Origin of the sequence: Chlorobium phaeovibrioides, assembly GCF_003968655.1 — a bacterium.
GTDB lineage: Bacteria > Bacteroidota > Chlorobiia > Chlorobiales > Chlorobiaceae > Chlorobium > Chlorobium phaeovibrioides.
On sequence record NZ_RXYK01000001.1, the window covers coordinates 38,480 to 56,121 of the forward strand.

Here is a 17,642-nt window from a genome sequence, read left to right on the forward strand (position 1 = left end):
ATATAGGATCAAATAAACATCAAAGAAGTTTTATGAAAAGAATACAGTTTATGGATGTGTCATTCCGTGACGGGTTTCAGTCCTGTTACGGCGCACGGGTGAAAACGGCTGACTTTATTCCTGCTCTTGAGGCTGCGGTGGCGGCAGGTACGGACAATTTTGAAATTGGAGGCGGAGCCCGTTTCCAGAGTCTCTACTTTTACTGCCAGGAGGACGCATTTGAAATGATGGATGCGGCCCGCAAAGTAGTAGGCCCCGATATCAACCTCCAGACCCTTTCGAGAGGTGCCAATGTGGTGGGGCTTGTTTCCCAGTCGCGCGACATTATCGACCTGCATGCCAGAATGTTCAAAAAACACGGCATCACCACCATCCGCAACTTCGATGCTCTCATGGATGTGCGTAACATTGCCTATTCAGGCCAATGCATCCACAATGCCGGACTGAAGCATCAGGTGGTCATCGCCCTCATGGGCCTTCCTCCCGGACTGAGCGAGAAGTACTGCCATACTCCGCAATTCTATCTTGACAAGCTGCGTGAAATTCTTGATGCAGGCATTCCTTTTGACAGTGTTGCTTTCAAGGATGCTTCGGGGGTGACGACTCCTGCCGTGGTCTTTGAGGCAATCAAGGGGGCGCGGAAGATGCTGCCCGAGGGCACCATCATCCAGTTCCACACCCACGATACTGCCGGTATGGGTGTTGCCTGCAACTTTGCCGCCATTGAAGGTGGAGCTGACATCATTGACCTTGCCATGGCCCCCGTCAGCGGTGGTACGGCCGAAGTTGACATTCTGACCATGTGGCACAGGATGCGCGGAACCGATTATACGCTTGATATTGATCCTGAGAAGTACATAGAGGTAGAGGCTCTTTTTGCCGAACGCATGGAGAAGTATTACATGCCGCCTGAAGCCAAAGAGGTGAACCCTGTCATACCGTTCTCTCCGATGCCTGGTGGCGCACTGACGGCCAATACCCAGATGATGCGCGACAACAACACCCTGCACCTTTTCCCTGAGGTCATCCGCAATATGCGGGAAGTGGTTGCCAAGGGTGGATTCGGTTCATCTGTAACACCTGTTTCCCAGTTCTACTTCCAGCAGGCTTTTGCCAATACGGTTCAGGGTCCCTGGACAAAAATCACCGACAGCTACGGTAAAATGGTGCTGGGCTATTTTGGCAAAACTCCAGCCGAGCCCGATCCTGAAGTTGTGAGGCTGGCTTCCGAGCAGCTTGGATTGGAGCCGACTACAGAGGATGTGCATGATATCAACGACCGCAATGCGGAACTCGGGATGGATTACAATCGCGGGCTTCTTGAAAAGGCGGGGCTTCCCGCCACTGAAGAGAATATCTTCATTGCTGCTACATGCGGAGCTAAAGGTATCGGGTTCCTCAAGGGTGACAGGCCGCTGGGTATCCGCTACAAGGATGATGTGGAAGCGGAAATGGTGGCGAAGGTTACCGCTAAATCGGGGAAATCCGACAAGAAGAATGTCAATCAACGCCTCAATGAACTCATTGTCAAACCAGAAAAATCCTGTATGTCAAACTATATTGTTACCGTGGACGGAAAGTCCTTCAATGTTTCAGTTGCCGATTCAGCTGCAGGGGCCGCTCCTGTTGCTGCAGCAGCAAAACCCGTAGCCGTTGCCCCTGAAGCAGCCGGTGATGGTGTTGCTGTCGAGGCCTCACTGCCCGGCAATGTTGTGGCCATTTCTGTTGAAATCGGCGACACTGTTGGCGAGGGCGACGATATCGTCGTTATTGAAGCCATGAAGATGGAGTCGCCGGTCAAGTCGCCGAAAGCAGGCCGTGTGGTATCCATCGAGGTATCGGTTGGAGATACGGTAGCAACCGGTGATGTCCTGCTCTATATCGCGTAATCACCTCTTTCCTGTCCCTCATTTTTGAATCAAGTCTGAAAATGAGGGTATCGGGGGATTGTAACTCGTTCTCTTTCTGAACATTTCAAGTTCCTATACTAAAACTATGCGCAAATTATTGTTGGTTGTGTTTTCCCTGCTGCTGTTCAGTACAGCGGGGTACTCTCAGACCTTTTTTCAGACCGATGGCGATATTGTGACGCTGCAGGTGCCCGACAGCCTCGAGCTGGTGAAGGTTCCTGTTCGTGACAGCCGGAATCTGAGGGTTGGTGACGCAGTGAAACAGGGCGATTTTCTGGCGCTCTTCGCCAATGAACGGCACGACAAGATTTCCGTCACAGCCGGTGTTTCAGGCCATATCACCTACCTGAACACCGAACTGTTCCACAAATACTCGGCAGTTCCTGCAGGAACCGTGCTTATGCGGATTTCGCAGGAGGATCTTCTTATTGATTTACAGGGATCCCAGGCTTCTGACGACAGGCTCTCCATTGGAATGGTCATGAAGAACCTTGTTGAGAGCACCGGCGTCTACTCTCTTGTCAACGACAACAGTCTCAGCTGGACTGAGGGGTTCGGAAGGATCCTGATGATAAGCGTCGGCATTCTCCTGATATGGCTTGCCATTGCCAAAGGGTTTGAGCCGCTCCTGCTTATCCCCATAGGTATGGGGGCCATTTTATCCAATATTCCTCTTGCCTACATCAGCGATGAGGGGGGCATACTCTTTTATGTTTTCCATGTCGGTATTGAGACCGGTGTGTTTCCTCTCCTGATATTCATGGGCGTGGGTGCAATGACCGATTTCGGGCCGATGATTGCCAATCCCAAAACCGGTCTCCTTGGCGGTGCCGCACAGGTCGGAATTTTCAGTACACTGATTGGGGCGCTGCTCCTTTCCCAGTATGTTCCAGGCATTGAGTTCAGCATGAAGGATGCCGCTTCCATTGGCATCATCGGCGGAGCGGACGGTCCGACCTCCATTTTTGTGGCCTCACGACTCAGCCCTGCACTGCTTGGCAGCATTGCTGTGGCAGCTTATTCCTACATGGCTCTGGTGCCCATCATCCAGCCTCCAATCATGAGAATGCTGACGACGAAAGCTGAACGCCAGATCAAGATGAGCCAGCTGCGTTATGTCTCCAAACGGGAGAAAATCATATTCCCGGTTGTTGTTATCGTGCTCTCTGCGCTCCTGCTCCCTTCGGCTGCTCCGCTCATTGGGTTTCTCATGTTCGGCAATCTCATGAAAGAGTGTGGTGTGGTGGAACGCCTGAGTGAAACAACCCAGAATTCGCTGATCAACATTGTAACCATTTTCCTTGGGCTCGGTGTTGGCAGCAAACTTTCGGCAGAGAAGTTTCTCAACCTTGAGACACTTGGCATTCTTGTGCTCGGCCTGATAGCATTCTCTGTTGGCACTGCTGGTGGTGTGTTCATGGCAAAGTTCATGAACCTCTTTCTCAAGCAGAAAATCAATCCGCTTATCGGTTCAGCCGGTGTGTCTGCCGTGCCGATGGCGGCAAGGGTGTCCAATAAGGTCGGGCTTGAGTACGATCCCCACAACTTCCTGCTTATGCATGCCATGGGGCCTAATGTTTCCGGTGTCATTGGTTCGGCGGTTGCTGCAGGTGTGCTTCTGGCTGTCTTTATGTAAGGAGACCTTTCCTTTATCAGGTAAACAGGAATGGCGGCCATTGGCCGCCATTCCTGTTTCAGCATCAAGTTCTTTCCTTTCAGTTTTTCAGGACCACTTCGCACTCGGGGTGGAGTTCGATGAATCGTTCCAGTTCATAATCAGGAACTCTGCCGGCACTTAATTCAAGTTTCTCAAGGTTCTCATGTGCCATGATGGGTTCAATGGAATGAATGGCCGTGTGGGAAATGTCGAGCTCTTCAAGTTCACCGAGTCGTTCAAGCGGCTCGATGGTTGTGACGGGAGTACCGGCAATGCTGAGTTCGCGGAGGAAGAGCAGTTCGCGCAGCGGCTCAATGCTCTCAATGTTTGTTTTGTTGCACCTCAGGTATTCAAGGTTTGTGAGCGTGCCGAGTGCGGAAATGTCGTCGATTGCGGAATGGTTGATGCCGAGCTCAATAAGGTTCTCAAGGCCCGCAAGCGCATCAACCGAAGTGATTGCCGTTTTGTAGCAGCTGAGTTTTTCAAGATTGTTCAGCCCATGGAGAGGGGTGAGATCTTTTATGAGGGTTTCAGAACAGTAGAGTTCTTCAAGATTTTCAAGCCCTCTGACCGGTTCAAGTGAGCTCACCTGTGTGCTTGATATCCAGAGAAGTTTGAGACTTTTGAGTTGCCGTATCGGTTCAAGAGAGGCAAAGTCGCAGTCAAAGGCATAGAGTCGCTGGAGTTTTTCGAGCCCGGCAATCGGGCCGAGGTCTTCAACCGGCGATTCGTCACAGCGAAGCTGCACCAGGTTTTCAAGGAGCCGTATGGGAAGCAGGCCGTGTATTCTCCTGTTGTCGCAGCGAAGATGGGTGGTGTCGAAAAACAATGCGATTTCGCCTTCTGAAGGGTCTCTGACCAGTTTGAGAGTATTTTTGACCACCTCTTTCCAGTCGGCGGTCAATGCATTCCACCACCGCTTGCGGATTGCCGAATCTTTCAGAATCTCCTCTCGTGACAGAGTGGCCAGAAGTGTTTTCTCTTCGCTGCTGCAATAGATAGGCCGTGCTGCGTCCGATTGTTCTCCAGATGTGTGGGTTGGGCTGTGTTCATCCTCTGTGTTGGTCTGGAGGGTATCTGTAAGACGCCGCGAATACCATTCCGCTTTTTTGTTTTCTATTGCACGGGTGTGCATTTCAGGGCTTTCGCCTTCAAGCGAGGATATGTCCTCAAGAATATCGTTTCCGCATCTGGGGCATATCGCGTTGTCTGTGGTGAGAGGAAAGCTACAGACGGGACACTGGCTATAAGTTTTCTGCTCCAAAATTTCGTGTGGTTAAAACTTTTGCTGATCGGTGGGGAGTGTAAGGGAAACGCTTTTATAATAATAAGAAAAAAAGCGTTATCCCCATAGTAGGCCATTGTTCTTCTTTCTGGGTGAACGGATTGGACGAGCAAGTTGTTTTATCATATATGCCAGAATGCCCCCATGATAATTTGACGCAGCTTCAATTGCCAACTATGGTTGAATGCTGTGGCTGAATGGAAGCAATTCCGGGGAGGAATGGGGCACAATGGAAGGGTACACGGCAACTGGTTCTGCATATGTGGTGGTGCCGGATGAGATTGTTGGGATTTCATCCGAAGAGTGGTTGTTGCGGAAACGGGGATTTCGCCGCTCTGCCCGACATATACAGATTACCGAAACGCTCCTGACGCTGGGGAACGGGTATCTCAATTTACGGGGAGGCCTTGAAGAACGACCGCCCGGTCATTCTTCTGGTCTGTATATCAGTGGTATTTATGATAAATGCGAGGCGGATGTGGAGGAGATGGTCCGCTGCCCTCTGTGGACCGACCTGACGCTTTGGAGCGAGGGGGAGGCATTCTGTCTTTCCGGATGCAGCAGAGTTGAGCATGAGCAGGTGCTCGACATGAAAAAAGGGATACTCCACCGCACAACCACTTACCGGCACGCATCAGGAAGAATTCTTACCCTTGAAACACTACGAATGGTCATGATGCACAATGTGCATCTTGGCTGCATGCTGGTGACCATCACTCCAAGAAATTTTTCCGGTTCACTCAGGGTTTTCAGCGGCCTTGATGGTGAGGTATGCAACAGGGGGTTTTTTGAGGGTGAGATGCTCAAGCATCTTCAGCTTGAGAAAATAGAGCGCGGGCGCCATTTCATGTATTTGGAGATGAAGACCCGTGAACAGGGGATCAGAATTGCTGAGGCGGCATCGTGGCGGCTGGTCTCCTCTCCCATGCATCAGTTGAAATGGGAGCCGAGAATATACGGGGAGCGGTTTACGAGTGAAATTACCATTGATGTCCGGAAAGGGGAGAGCTATAGCTTTGAGAAGCTTGCAGTCGTGACTACCAGCAGGGAGGTTCCGGAAAAAGAGATGATGAAGGACTCCATATGCCGTCTGCGCTCTTTTGTGAAGCGGGGCGTAAGAGCTGAGATAGAGGAGCATGTCGGCGCCTGGGAGAAACTCTGGAAACAGGCTGATGTGGTGGTGGAGGGAGACTGGGAGGCGCAGAGGGCCATCCGCTTCAATATCTACCAACTGCTTATCAACAGCCCCCGTACGCCGACCGGTATCGGGGCGAAGTTTCTGAGTTCCGAGGGCTATATGGGGCATGTATTCTGGGATACCGAAATTTTCATCCTTCCTTTTTACATCTACAATTTCCCCGAGAGTGCCCGCCAGATGCTGCTCTATCGGTACAATACCCTGCCGGGGGCAAGAAAAAATGCCCGCAACATGGGCTACAGGGGGGCAAAGTATGCCTGGGAATCGGCAACAACCGGTGAGGATGTTACTCCCCGGTTTGCTTCCAAGCTGGAGCGTACTATCCGCTTCATCTATACGGGAAGAGAGGAAGATCATATTGTTTCGGATGTCATTTTTGGCCTTGAACGCTATTTCCGTGTGACGGGTGATGAGGCGTTTCTGTTTGACTACGGTCTGGAAATGATTTTCCTGACAGCACGGTTCTGGGCTTCACGGGTGGTTGATGCAGGGGATCGGTATGAGATCCGTTGTGTTATAGGGCCTGATGAATTTCATGAGCATGTGGACAACAACGCCTATACCAATTATCTGGTGAAGTGGCATCTCAATCTTGCTGTCATGCTTTTCCGCTATATCGGGAAGACCCATCCGGATCTGCTTGACAACCTTGCCGTCCGTCTTGAGCTGACGGGGGAGGAGGTTGATTCATGGCTTGAGGTCAGTCGGGGGCTGAAGCTGTCGCGGGATCGTGAGAGCGGATTGATTGAGCAGTTCGACGGGTATTTTGACCTCAGGGATTATGAACTTTCGCGTTTTGATCGCAGCGGCCATCCGGTCCTTCCCCGGGGTGTCACCTACCGGAACATCCAGTCGACCCAGTTGATCAAACAGGCGGATGTGCTCATGCTGCTTCTCCTGTTTCCCCATGCCTTCAGTCAGAAAGAGATCATTGCCAATTTCACCTACTATGAAAAACGCACGGTCCATAAATCCTCACTCAGCCACTGTATCCATGCGATGATGGGAATCAGGGCGAAAAAGCGGCTTCGAGCCTACAGCTTTTTCATGAAGACGGCTCTTTTTGATCTTGACAACCTGCATAAAAATACGGATCTCGGCATTCATGCAGCGGCTGTGGGTGGGACATGGCAGGCGGTGATTTATGGTTTCGGCGGCCTTTCCATCAAGTCGGACAGGCTGGCGCTGAATCCCTGGCTGCCGAAAAAATGGAGGAGCCTGTCCTTTTCAGTGCACTGGAGGTCGCGAGCTGTAGATGTGACGGTGTTTCACAACCGTGTCGCTGTGCTCATCCATTCCGATGAGGAGGAGAATATTCCGCTGAGTCTCTACAGAAAGATGTACATGGTTACGACAAATATGAAAACGGAGCTCCCCTATTGTGCTTCATAATGCAAAGGAGCGAACAGATGAACAAGAGGTTGAGAATTGCACAGATTGCCCCACTCATTGAGCGGGTACCACCAAAGAAGTATGGAGGGACGGAGCGGGTTGTTTACCATCTTACCGAGGGGCTGGTTGCACGGGGCCACGAGGTCACCCTTTTTGCTTCGGGAGATTCACAGACAACCGCCCGACTTGTGGCCCCGGTTACTGAGGCCATCAGGCTTGGCCGCAGAGTGCATTCACCCGAGATCATGACGATGCTGATGCTGCAGCAGGTCTATGGACGGATGCTCAAGGAATTTGACATAGTCCACTCCCATCTTGAATTCATGACCTTTCCCTTTGCCGCAGTATCGGATGTGCCGACGGTGTTCACCATGCATGGACGGCTGGATTCTGCTGATTATCAGAAAATTCTCCGAAGCTACCGCCATCTTGCCTTTGTTTCAATCAGCGATGCCCAACGCCGCCCAATTCCCGACATCAACTGGGCTGGCACCATTTATCACGGGTATCCCCCGTCTTCTTATGATTTCAATGACGCTCCAGATGACTATTTTCTCTTTCTCGGCCGTTTTTCACCTGAAAAAAGGGCGGATCAGGCAATCATGATGGCGCGGGCCTGTGGGATTCCTCTGAAAATTGCCGCAAAAATCGATCCTGCTGACAGAGAGTATTTCGAGGCAAGAATCAGACCTCTGCTCAACCATCCTCTTATTGATTATGTGGGCGAGGTTGATGAGACCCATAAACGGTATCTGCTGAAAAATGCCAAGGCTCTGCTCAATACCATTGACTGGCCTGAACCCTTTGGTCTTGTCATGATTGAGGCCCTTGGATCGGGGACACCTGTTATTGTGAGACGGTGCGGTTCAGCGCCTGAGGTTGTTGCGGATTGTGAGACGGGATTTCTCTGCGAAAGCCGGATGGACTTCATCAATGCCATACGAAATGTCGGCAGAATTTCACGCAGGCACTGCCGTGATGAGTTTCTTCGCCGTTTCTCGGACAGCAGCATGGTGGGGAGTTATGAGTCGCTCTATTATGATCTGCTCCGGCAGCGTTTTTTTGAGAACAAAATCAACGAAGCCGAACGCATTCCTCCATCGTCCGAAACCATCAGCAGACTTGCTGGTTCGGCGGAAATCAAATGAGATTCATTCTCTTTGGGGGCACATGGATACGATGTTTTTTTAGGGCAGCATAGTGCTTTTTAGTGCCGCAATGCCCATATTGTCGGGAGTGTCTATGCCAACCCCCTGAAAGAGAATTTTTCATGGATTTTGTTCATCTCCATGCACATACGCATTACTCAATGCAGAGCAGCCCGGTGTTTCCGGGCCAGCTTTTTGAGGCAGCTGCCAAACTGGGGATGCAAAGCATAGCCGTTACCGATTACGGTGCGATTTTCAACATGCCAGAACTGTTCAGTGAGGCTGAAAAGTCAGGCATACGGCTTATCATCGGCAGCGAGATTCTGCTGCGTGAGACATCTCATCATCAGGATGGGCGAAACACTCCGGCTTCTTCCCTCATTCTTCTTGTGCAGAACGACACAGGATACCGAAATCTCTGCATTCTTCTTTCCCGCGCAGCCCGTGATGGCTTTGTTGACGGGATGCCGCATCTTGAACGCTCGCTTTTCAGAGAGTTTCACGGGGGGCTGGTCTGTCTCTCCGGCTACAGTTCGGGGAGAATCGGGCGTTCACTGCTTGCCGGAGCAGTTGAGGATGCACGGGAACATGCCGTGTTTTACCGCGATATCTTTGGCGACCGGTTTTATCTGGAACTGCAACGGCACAACAGCCATTTTGATGATGAACTCAACAGCAGCACCATTGCTCTTGCTGAAGAGTGCGGTGTTGGGGTGGTGGCAACCAACAATATTCACTATCTCGAGAGAAAAGATGCTGGCTGCTACCGTGCCATGGCTGCGCTCAAGGCTAAGCAGAAACTTTCGAGCCAGAACCTTTCGGCTCTTCCTGGCAGCGAGCACTTCCTGAAATCTCCTGCTGAGATGAGGGAGCTTTTCGGCGATGGTCACGGGGAGCTCTCCAATACAGTTCTCATTGCTGAATCCTGCAGTTTCGTATTCCGGGAAAAAGAGCCGATTCTGCCGCATTTCCCCCTGCCTGAAGGGTTTGCCGATGAGGCGGCCTATCTGAGGCATCTTACCGCAGAGGGGGCAAAAGAAAAATATCCCGGAATTTCCGAGGATGAACCCTCACAGGAAGAGGTGAGGGACAGGATAGAGCTGGAGCTTGGTGTCATTGAGAAAATGGGGTTCAGCTCCTACTTTCTCATTGTCAGCGATCTTATTGCTGCTTCACGCAGGCTTGGTTATTCGGTCGGGCCTGGTAGAGGTTCGGCGGCAGGAAGCATTGTCGCCTATCTGACAGGAATTACCAGGATTGATCCTCTCCGCTACAAACTGCTGTTTGAGCGGTTTCTCAATCCCGAAAGGCTTTCAATGCCTGATATTGACATTGACTTCACGCCTGTCGGTAAACAGAAGGTTCTTGATTACACGGTTGAGAGATATGGAGCCGAAAGCGTGGCGAAAGTGGTTGCCATCGGCACCCTTGGTGCCAAGGCGGCCATCCGCGATGCGGCTCGGGTGCTGGATGTGCCGTTGAGTGTTGCCGACCAGCTTGCCAAGCTGGTGCCACAGCGGCCGGGCATTACGCTGGAAACCGCACTGTCTGAAGTCAGGGAGCTCAAAGAGCAGGCGGAGGCTACACCGCAGAACCGTGAGCTGATGACTTATGCTTCGGCGCTTGAGGGCAGGGCGCGCAATGTTTCTGTGCATGCCGGTGCTGTTGTCATTACCGGTGGCCCGCTGGAGGAGCAGGTTCCTCTCTATGTTTCCAACAGGATTGAGACGGAGGCAAGGGTTTCTCTTGACGCTATTGCTCCTGAAGCGCCGCAGCCAGGGAAACATGGCGATCCTTCCACCGGGAAGCAGGTGATTACCCAGTTTGACAAAAACTGGATTGAGACGGCAGGTCTGCTGAAAATTGACTATCTCGGACTTGAAACCCTTGCGGTTATTGATGAAACACTTCAGTTGATACGGCGCCGCCATAATGTGGAGATTGATCTTGAAAAGGTGCCGATGACCGACCGGAAAACCTTCCGGATATTTCAGGAAGGGAAGATGGCTGGCATTTTCCAGTTTGAGTCATCGGGTATGCAGAGTTACATGACCAGGCTCCAGCCAACCCAGATAGGCGACATCATAGCAATGAGCGCCCTCTACCGTCCGGGTGCCCTGAATGCCCGTATTGATGAAAAACGCAATGCTGTGGACCTCTTTGTTGACCGAAAGCATGGCCGGGAGGTCATTGATTATATGCATCCGATGCTTGAGACCATTCTCAAGGAGACCTACGGGGTCATAGTCTATCAGGAGCAGGTGATGCAGATTTCGCAGGTCATGGGCGGTTTTTCGCTGGCCAAAGCTGATAATCTGCGTAAGGCGATGGGCAAGAAAAAGCCGGAAATCATGGAGCGGTTCAAAGTTGATTTTGTTCAGGGCGCGGTGGCTCAGGGGGTGCATGATACACTGGCGACGAGGGTTTTTGAGCTGATGGCGGAGTTTGCGGGATACGGATTCAACAAGAGCCATTCAGCTGCCTATGGTGTGCTTGCCTACTGGACGGGATATCTGAAGGCCCATTACACGATTGAGTTCATGACGGCCATCCTGAACAGCGAAATCGGTGATACCGAACGCATGAAGCATCTGACTGATGAGGCCCGCAGTTTCGGGATTGCAACCCTCCCTCCGTCAATAAACAGAAGCGACGCCATTTTTTCCGTGGAGGAGTCGCCGGACGGTGCGGCCATCCGTGTAGGACTCAGTGCAATCAAGCAGGTTGGCGGGGCGGCAAAAGCCATTATTGCCGCCCGTCTTCGCCGTAAACGCGAGTTTCTGAATCTCTTTGACCTCACAGCTTCCGTCGATCAGCGGGTCATGAACCGCAAGGCTCTGGAGTGTCTTATTCTGGCCGGGGCTTTTGATGAAATTGATTCTCATCGGGCCCGTCTGATTGCCAATATCGACAAGGCCATCAAGTTCGGACAGATTGAAAACCGTTCTGCTGCGCTTGGCCAGTGCGGTTTCTTTACCGCCGAAGAGGGAGCCGTTCAGGAGGACGGACATTATCCCGATATGGAGAATGCGCTTCAGATGCCCGAGCAGGAAAAACTGCAGCACGAGAAGCGGCTTGTCGGTTTTTATCTCAGTCGTCATCCGCTCTCTCCCTGGCGGCGCGACTGGCAGGCGTTTGCTTCACTCCATCTTAATGAAAGGGATGTTGTGGCGCAGCGGCAGTACCGCATTATCGGATTGGTTGTTTCCACCAAGCCCTATCAGGACAGAAAAGGCAAGCAGATGCTTTTCGGCAGCATTGAGGATTTTACAGGCAAGGCTGATTTTACGGTTTTTGCCAGTGTTTTCGAGCAGTCCGGACATTTACTCAAGCCTGAAGCGGTGGTGATGCTGGTTGCTGAAGCTGAGTCAACGGGTGGAACCCTCAAGCTTCTTGTCCGTGAGGTTCTTCCTGTCTCTTCGGTAAGGAAGAGCATGACGAAAAAGATTATCCTGAAGGTTGATGCTGATGAGGGTGGACAGCTTGAACGGCTTGACCGGTTGAAAGCGGTGTTTGATGAACACCGGGGCGATACCCCTGTTGATTTTGAGGTGAAGGTCCAGTCGGGAGAGTCGGTTGAAACCCTGAAGCTTTTTGCCCGGAGTTCACCGGTTGACTGTGATGAAGAGGTTCTTTCAAAGGTGGAAGAGATTCTCGGCCCTGATAATGTCATCATTGCGGGGTAGTGGTTTTTTTGTTACTTTCATCACTTGCCGGTTGTATTGATATAGAGTTTATCCCTGTAACCTGATTACCAAATCAAAACCGAGACTTTATTATGAGCGGAAAATATTTTGAAGCTACCGACCAGAATTTCAAAACCGAAATTCTTGATTCTGACAAAGTGGCACTTGTTGATTTCTGGGCTGCATGGTGCGGACCCTGCATGATGCTTGGTCCTGTCATTGAGGAGCTTGCTGCCGATTACGAAGGAAAGGCAATTATTGCCAAGGTCAATGTTGATGACAACCCCAATACCGCAGCACAGTACGGTATCCGCAGCATCCCTTCAATGCTTGTGTTCAAGAACGGCCAGGTTGTCGACCAGATGGTCGGTGCCATGCCGAAGAATATGATTGCGAAAAAAATTGACGAGCATATCGGCTGATCTGCCCTCTTACTTTTTCAGCAAGGGAGCCCCGATCAGTCATCGGGGTTTCTCTCTTGCCGTTTTTCAATTCATTCATACAATAGCGCCATGGAACGAGAAGTTCGCGATATCGTCATTATCGGTACGGGACCTGCTGGCTATACTGCTGCCATTTATACAGGCAGGGCAAATCTGAATCCTCTGGTCATTGACGGTTACCAGCCGGGCGGCCAGTTGATGATTACCTCTGAAATCGAGAACTTTCCCGGTTTTCCTGAAGGGATTGCCGGTCCGGAACTGATGGGCCGTATGCGCGACCAGGCCGCGAAGTTCAACGCCGAGTTCGTGTTCGGCAGTGTTACTGAAGCTGATCTTTCGCGGCGGCCTTTCTGCCTGACTCTTGAGGACGGCTCGGAGGTGCTTGCCCGTTCGGTCATCATTGCCACAGGTGCCAATGCCAAGTGGCTCGGCATTGAGTCGGAAGACCGTTACCGCGGCAGAGGTGTGTCGGCATGCGCCACCTGTGACGGGTTCTTTTTCCGTGACAGCACCGTTTTTGTCATCGGTGGTGGCGATACGGCTATGGAGGAGGCGCTCTATCTGACAAAATTTGCCAGTCGTGTTGTTCTTGTCCACCGCCGTGAAGAGTTCCGTTCTTCAAAAATCATGAGTCTCAGGGCGAGCAAGAATCCGAAGATTACCACAATGCTCAGCAGGACGGTTGATGAAATTCTTGGAGATGGTCAGAAAGTGACCGGTATCAGGCTGAAGCATGTGGAGACGGGAGAACTTGAAGAACTTCCATGTGATGGCGTGTTCATGGCAATTGGCCATGCCCCCAATGCGCAGATGTTTGCAGGACAGATTGAAACCGATGATTACGGCTATATCGTAACAAAAAAAGCCTCAACGGAAACCAGTGTTGCGGGTGTGTTTGCCTGTGGAGATGTTCAGGATTATACCTACCGCCAGGCTGTGACGGCAGTCGGGACGGGTTGCATGGCGGCTGTTGATGCTGAACGGTTTCTTGAGTCCATCCGTTAGCAGCTATTGCTGTCCGGTTCTCATGATGGCGATGCTTTTTGTGAGGCCATAGCGTTTCATTTTCCGGATCAGTGTTGAGCGGCTGATGCCCAGCAGCGTGGCTGTTCTTGACTGGTTCCCCGAGCATTTCCTGTAGGCCTCTACTATCGCCTGCAGTTCAATGTCGCGCAGCATGGGTCGCTCGTCACTCTTTCCCTTGCCAACATCTTCTCCTTCTGGCTGTACCGCCTCAACGGCTGCAGCTTTCAGTCTGGTCTCCTCCTCTCTGGACGCCGGTTTTCCAATGGCAAAGCTCTTGATTTCATCACCCTCAAGAGTGATGACGGCCCGACGGATCACATTCTGAAGCTCTCTGATATTACCCGGCCAGGAGTGCTGTTCAAGCAAGCTCATTGCAGATGCATCAATACCGGGGATGGCAATGTCATTGGCCTTGCAGAACTCTTTGAGAAAATGTTCTGCGAGTATGGCAATATCTTCGCTTCGTTCACGAAGGGGGGGGACGAAGAGAGGGTACTCTTCAAGGCGGTAGTAGAGGTCGGCGCGAAAGGTGCTCCCGGTAATGGCCTCTGAAAAATCTCTGTGGGTGGCGGAAATGAGTCGGAAGTCAACCGATCGTTCCTTTTTTTCTCCGACTCTGCGTACCTTCTTTTCCTGTAGGGCACGAAGGATTTTGGCCTGAATGTCGATGTCCATGTCCCCGATTTCGTCAAGGAATATGGTTCCACCATCGGCCTGTTCAAAATATCCTGCATGATCGGTTGTCGCCCCCGTGAACGACCCCTTGCAGTGGCCGAAGAGAAGGCTGTCGGCAAGTTCGTTGGAAATGGCGGCACAGTTGATGATGACAAACGGCCCTTCCTTTCTCTTGCTGCCGTTGTGTATGGCTTTCGCAAAGAGTTCTTTTCCCGTGCCGCTTTCACCATTGATCAGCACATTCATATCGGTCCCCATCACCTGCATCGCCTCTTCAACTGCTTGGCGGAGTGCGGGGCTGCGGCCACGAACTTCCCAGAAAATATCCTTTGCCATCAGCTCTTTTTCAAGGGCGACAACTTTTTCTTTCAGACCTGATTCGGCAAGGGCATTTCTGAGAATTGTTTCAAGGCGATCATTTTCAACCGGCTTCGTCAGATACTCATAGGCTCCCATTTTCATGCACTGCACTGCCTGATTGATATCTTCAAGGGCGGTGACGATAATGACCGGTATGTCAAGCCCCCTCTCCTTTACCCACTGCAGTACCTCTTGCCCGTTCTTTACAGGCATGTTCAGGTCAAGCATGAGCAGGTCGACCGGATGCTGTTCAAGACTTTTAATGCAGCTCTCTCCATTCTCAGCCGAGAGTGCTGTATACCCAAGGTTTTTGAGCAGATGAACCGTCAGGGTTCTGATAACTGAGCTGTCATCGGCAATGAGGACAGTCTTCTGTGGCTGTGATGGGGGCATGAAGCCTTTTATTTGTGTTAGGCCAGTATTAGAAAATATACCCTAAATATGTTCTCATTCCAATGGAATCAGGGCTTTCAGGTGCCTTGTTTTGATACATTCGGTTCTGTTTATTCGCCAGACAGGAGGGGATTGTTTCGTTGTTTTGAAGTATGGCGTACTATTAATGTTTTTGTGAAGTATTCTTGCTGTTTTCCGGCTCTGGTATGATAATTGCTTCTGGATTCTTGCAGGTACTCCGGAGACTTTGTCAATCGCCCTCGCAATTGTGGTTCATGACCAATGAGATGTTTAGAAGAATTGCCGCTTCCTATGCCTCCCTTGATGCAGCACTCAATGAGCTTATGGCATCAGAAAGGCCATGGCTGGCTTTGGGAGAGGATGAGCGGCGTGAGTCAGTTGAGCTGATTGAGGCCATTGTTGCTGATCTGCATATTTTCGCCGAAAGGCTCCGTGAGCTGCGTAAGCAGGCCGGCAATACCTGAGCTGCAATGTTTTGCATTGCTGTAACAGGCTCTCTCTGTGTTACAGGCAGACAATTTGCTATATATCTGTCATGAGCAATCTCAAACCCTGTACAATCAAGATAGAGTGGAACGGAACCGATGATTTCTGTTTCAGCTGCGACTACAGGCCCTCTGAAAAAGAGGGGCCGGGGCGGCGACAGGCAGAACCGGTTCAGAGAAGTTTTCCCGTCATGGCCCGTGCCCTTGGCAATGTGAAGAGAAAACTTCGTCGGGAGCATATCTCCTTTCCCATGTTTCTTGTGGCGCTAGCCTTCAACCATGCCCGCCTGCTTGATGAAATCGACCAGCTTCTTACGCTTCTTCACAATCATATTGATGAGGCTGAAGGCGAAGGTCGGTTTTCCTGCTCCATCTCCTCAAGCACAATTCCTCCATCTTCGTCAAGTTCGGGGTAGGCCCCCCCTTTTTCCCGAAGCTGGCGGCTGAGGCGTGGATAGGAAAGCTCAAAGAGCAGTTTCCTGTAGAGAGATTCTTCAAGTCTTCGTGTACGGTACATCCCCTTCAGGCTGCGCTGCCGTTCCGCTTCAAAAAGAATAAGTGCGGCCGCCACTGAAACATTCAGCGATTCCACCATGCCGTACATGGGAATGGTGATGGCCATGTCGGCTGCCTGGATGGCCTCCGCAGACACCCCTTCCCACTCGGCTCCCAGCACAATGGCGGTTGGAAGGGTGAAGTCGATTGTCCTGAAATCGCGGGATTCCTCCGTGTTGGTGGCTGCGAGTACCTGCATGCCTTCCATGCCGAGTTTCCTGCAGAGGGCTCCGATATCTTTACAGAGATGAAGATTGGTCCAGTGGCCAGCTCCGGCAGCGGCATTCTGTGTGGTATGAATTGACTTTTTTGAGGAGACGGCATACAGGTCGTGAATGCCTACAGCATCACAGCTCCGGATGATTGCCGAAAGGTTGTGCGGCTTGTTGACATTGTCCATGACAACCGTCAGGTCGGGCTGACGGGAGGCAAGCATTTTCTGTATGCGGAGGAACCGTTCAGGGGCTATCAAATAACTGGTGGCAAGGGTGAATGCATGAGAGTACTTTTTTCAAGGTAGCGCAATGAGGCCGTTTCGCCAAATGAGGTGGGGGGGGGGAGGGAGTTTACTCTCTGTTCACAATGAGAGGGGAGTGCGGGGGCAATGAATGTGATACATTACTCTCGTTCAACTTGAGTTTTCCATTGCAAACGCTTCTTTTGACCCCTTGGGCTTATGGACTGGCTTTACTGTGATTTTCATATCCATACAACCTGGAGCGACGGCGCGCTCAGCATCAGCGAGATTGTTGAGCTCTTCGGCAGTACCGGGTTTGATGTGATTGCCATTACCGATCATGTGCTCGACAGCGGAAGCCTTCAGGATGGACGCAGCCACTCGACAGTGCCCGAGGATCAGTTCAGCCAGTATCTTCAGGAGCTTTGGAGTGCGGCCCGTCACGCATGGGAGCGGTGGAACATGCTGGTGATTCCGGGTGTGGAGTTGACCAACAATACCTCAAAATACCATATTCTCGCACTTGATGTGAAGGAGTACATCAACCCGGATCTTGGAGTTGAAGAGATCATTGAGGCCATCAGATTTCAGGGCGGGGTATCGGTGGCCTGCCATCCCTACATCCGAAACCATTCGGGCGAAGCTCCTTCGGAGTATCTCTGGACCCACCATGAACGGCTTGCTTCCCTGTTTGATGCATGGGAGGTGGCAAACCGCGATGATCTTTTCAATGTTGTGGGGTTGAAAAAATTTAACTATATCGCTAATTCAGATTTTCATGAGGAAAAACATCTCCGTTCATGGAAAACCCTCCTGCGGTGCCGGGCAAATATCGAGGCCGTCAAGCAGGCTATTCGTTCAAACGAGGCTGTCTCTCTCTTTCTCTACCGTGGCGGACCGCTCAAAGCGCTCCAGAGTCCGGAAGGAAGGTAGACCGGTTCAGTTCATATT

Annotated in this window: 13 protein-coding genes; 10 read left to right on the forward strand and 3 right to left on the reverse strand. The window is 51.4% G+C overall.

Annotated elements, in window-relative coordinates; translation table 11 throughout:
* Positions 1–32 precede the first annotated feature (32 nt).
* Positions 33–1,889: a biotin/lipoyl-containing protein gene (locus tag EKD02_RS00195; protein WP_126341426.1), complete on the forward strand. Its 1,857-nt coding sequence runs from the start codon at positions 33–35 to the stop codon at positions 1,887–1,889.
* Between the two features lie 106 nt (positions 1,890–1,995).
* Positions 1,996–3,546 (forward strand): sodium ion-translocating decarboxylase subunit beta, encoded by a 1,551-nt coding sequence (locus EKD02_RS00200; protein ID WP_126341427.1) that lies wholly within the window; start codon positions 1,996–1,998, stop codon positions 3,544–3,546.
* A 79-nt stretch (positions 3,547–3,625) separates the two neighbouring features.
* Here the strand turns inward: EKD02_RS00200 and EKD02_RS00205 are convergent, their stop codons facing one another.
* Positions 3,626–4,831, reverse strand: a complete 1,206-nt coding sequence (locus EKD02_RS00205; RefSeq protein WP_126341428.1) for a leucine-rich repeat domain-containing protein — start codon at positions 4,829–4,831, stop codon at positions 3,626–3,628.
* 250 nt (positions 4,832–5,081) lie between these two features.
* Between EKD02_RS00205 and EKD02_RS00210 the strand changes: the two genes are divergently transcribed.
* From EKD02_RS00210 to trxB, 5 genes are all read left to right on the forward strand, one after another.
* The gene (locus tag EKD02_RS00210; protein WP_126383492.1) at positions 5,082–7,442 is read left to right on the forward strand and encodes a glycoside hydrolase family 65 protein; all 2,361 of its coding nucleotides are present in this window, start codon (positions 5,082–5,084) and stop codon (positions 7,440–7,442) included.
* 17 nt (positions 7,443–7,459) lie between these two features.
* Positions 7,460–8,590, forward strand: a complete 1,131-nt coding sequence (locus EKD02_RS00215; RefSeq protein WP_126341430.1) for a glycosyltransferase family 4 protein — start codon at positions 7,460–7,462, stop codon at positions 8,588–8,590.
* A 122-nt stretch (positions 8,591–8,712) separates the two neighbouring features.
* The gene (locus EKD02_RS00220) at positions 8,713–12,276 is read left to right on the forward strand and encodes a DNA polymerase III subunit alpha (RefSeq protein ID WP_126341431.1); all 3,564 of its coding nucleotides are present in this window, start codon (positions 8,713–8,715) and stop codon (positions 12,274–12,276) included.
* Between the two features lie 92 nt (positions 12,277–12,368).
* Positions 12,369–12,698, forward strand: a complete 330-nt coding sequence (trxA, locus tag EKD02_RS00225; protein WP_011890250.1) for a thioredoxin — start codon at positions 12,369–12,371, stop codon at positions 12,696–12,698.
* Positions 12,699–12,788: 90 nt separating this feature from the next.
* Positions 12,789–13,724 (forward strand): thioredoxin-disulfide reductase, encoded by a 936-nt coding sequence (gene trxB, locus EKD02_RS00230; protein ID WP_011890249.1) that lies wholly within the window; start codon positions 12,789–12,791, stop codon positions 13,722–13,724.
* A gap of 3 nt (positions 13,725–13,727) precedes the next feature.
* Here trxB and EKD02_RS00235 read toward each other — a convergent pair whose 3' ends face one another.
* Positions 13,728–15,173, reverse strand: coding sequence for a sigma-54-dependent transcriptional regulator (locus EKD02_RS00235; RefSeq protein ID WP_126383224.1), 1,446 nt, complete (start codon positions 15,171–15,173; stop codon positions 13,728–13,730).
* A gap of 287 nt (positions 15,174–15,460) precedes the next feature.
* On the opposite strand from EKD02_RS00235, the gene EKD02_RS00240 reads away from it, so the two are divergent.
* Positions 15,461–15,658 (forward strand): hypothetical protein, encoded by a 198-nt coding sequence (locus EKD02_RS00240; RefSeq protein ID WP_126383226.1) that lies wholly within the window; start codon positions 15,461–15,463, stop codon positions 15,656–15,658.
* A 71-nt stretch (positions 15,659–15,729) separates the two neighbouring features.
* Positions 15,730–16,095: a hypothetical protein gene (locus tag EKD02_RS00245; protein ID WP_126383228.1), complete on the forward strand. Its 366-nt coding sequence runs from the start codon at positions 15,730–15,732 to the stop codon at positions 16,093–16,095.
* Here the strand turns inward: EKD02_RS00245 and trmH are convergent.
* A complete protein-coding gene (gene trmH / locus EKD02_RS00250) occupies positions 16,008–16,706 on the reverse strand; it encodes a tRNA (guanosine(18)-2'-O)-methyltransferase TrmH (protein ID WP_126383230.1) in 699 nt (232 codons plus the stop codon). The genes EKD02_RS00245 and trmH overlap by 88 nt on opposite strands.
* Positions 16,707–16,910: 204 nt before the next feature.
* Between trmH and EKD02_RS00255 the strand changes: the two genes are divergently transcribed.
* Complete coding sequence (locus EKD02_RS00255) at positions 16,911–17,624, forward strand: PHP domain-containing protein (protein WP_126383232.1); 714 nt, start codon at positions 16,911–16,913, stop codon at positions 17,622–17,624.
* Positions 17,625–17,642: the final 18 nt, after the last annotated feature.

What these genes read in the sequence shown, in the direction of transcription:
- EKD02_RS00200 (WP_126341427.1), top strand. Translation starts at nt 1,996, where the DNA reads ATGCGCAAATTATTGTTGGTTGTGTTTTCCCTGCTGCTGTTCAGTACA.
- EKD02_RS00215 (WP_126341430.1), top strand. Translation starts at nt 7,460, where the DNA reads ATGAACAAGAGGTTGAGAATTGCACAGATTGCCCCACTCATTGAGCGG.
- EKD02_RS00210 (WP_126383492.1), top strand. Translation starts at nt 5,082, where the DNA reads ATGGAAGGGTACACGGCAACTGGTTCTGCATATGTGGTGGTGCCGGAT.
- EKD02_RS00245 (WP_126383228.1), top strand. Translation starts at nt 15,730, where the DNA reads ATGAGCAATCTCAAACCCTGTACAATCAAGATAGAGTGGAACGGAACC.
- trxB (WP_011890249.1), top strand. Translation starts at nt 12,789, where the DNA reads ATGGAACGAGAAGTTCGCGATATCGTCATTATCGGTACGGGACCTGCT.
- EKD02_RS00195 (WP_126341426.1), top strand. Translation starts at nt 33, where the DNA reads ATGAAAAGAATACAGTTTATGGATGTGTCATTCCGTGACGGGTTTCAG.
- EKD02_RS00220 (WP_126341431.1), top strand. Translation starts at nt 8,713, where the DNA reads ATGGATTTTGTTCATCTCCATGCACATACGCATTACTCAATGCAGAGC.
- trxA (WP_011890250.1), top strand. Translation starts at nt 12,369, where the DNA reads ATGAGCGGAAAATATTTTGAAGCTACCGACCAGAATTTCAAAACCGAA.
- EKD02_RS00240 (WP_126383226.1), top strand. Translation starts at nt 15,461, where the DNA reads ATGTTTAGAAGAATTGCCGCTTCCTATGCCTCCCTTGATGCAGCACTC.
- EKD02_RS00235 (WP_126383224.1), bottom strand. Translation starts at nt 15,173, where the DNA reads ATGCCCCCATCACAGCCACAGAAGACTGTCCTCATTGCCGATGACAGC.
- EKD02_RS00255 (WP_126383232.1), top strand. Translation starts at nt 16,911, where the DNA reads ATGGACTGGCTTTACTGTGATTTTCATATCCATACAACCTGGAGCGAC.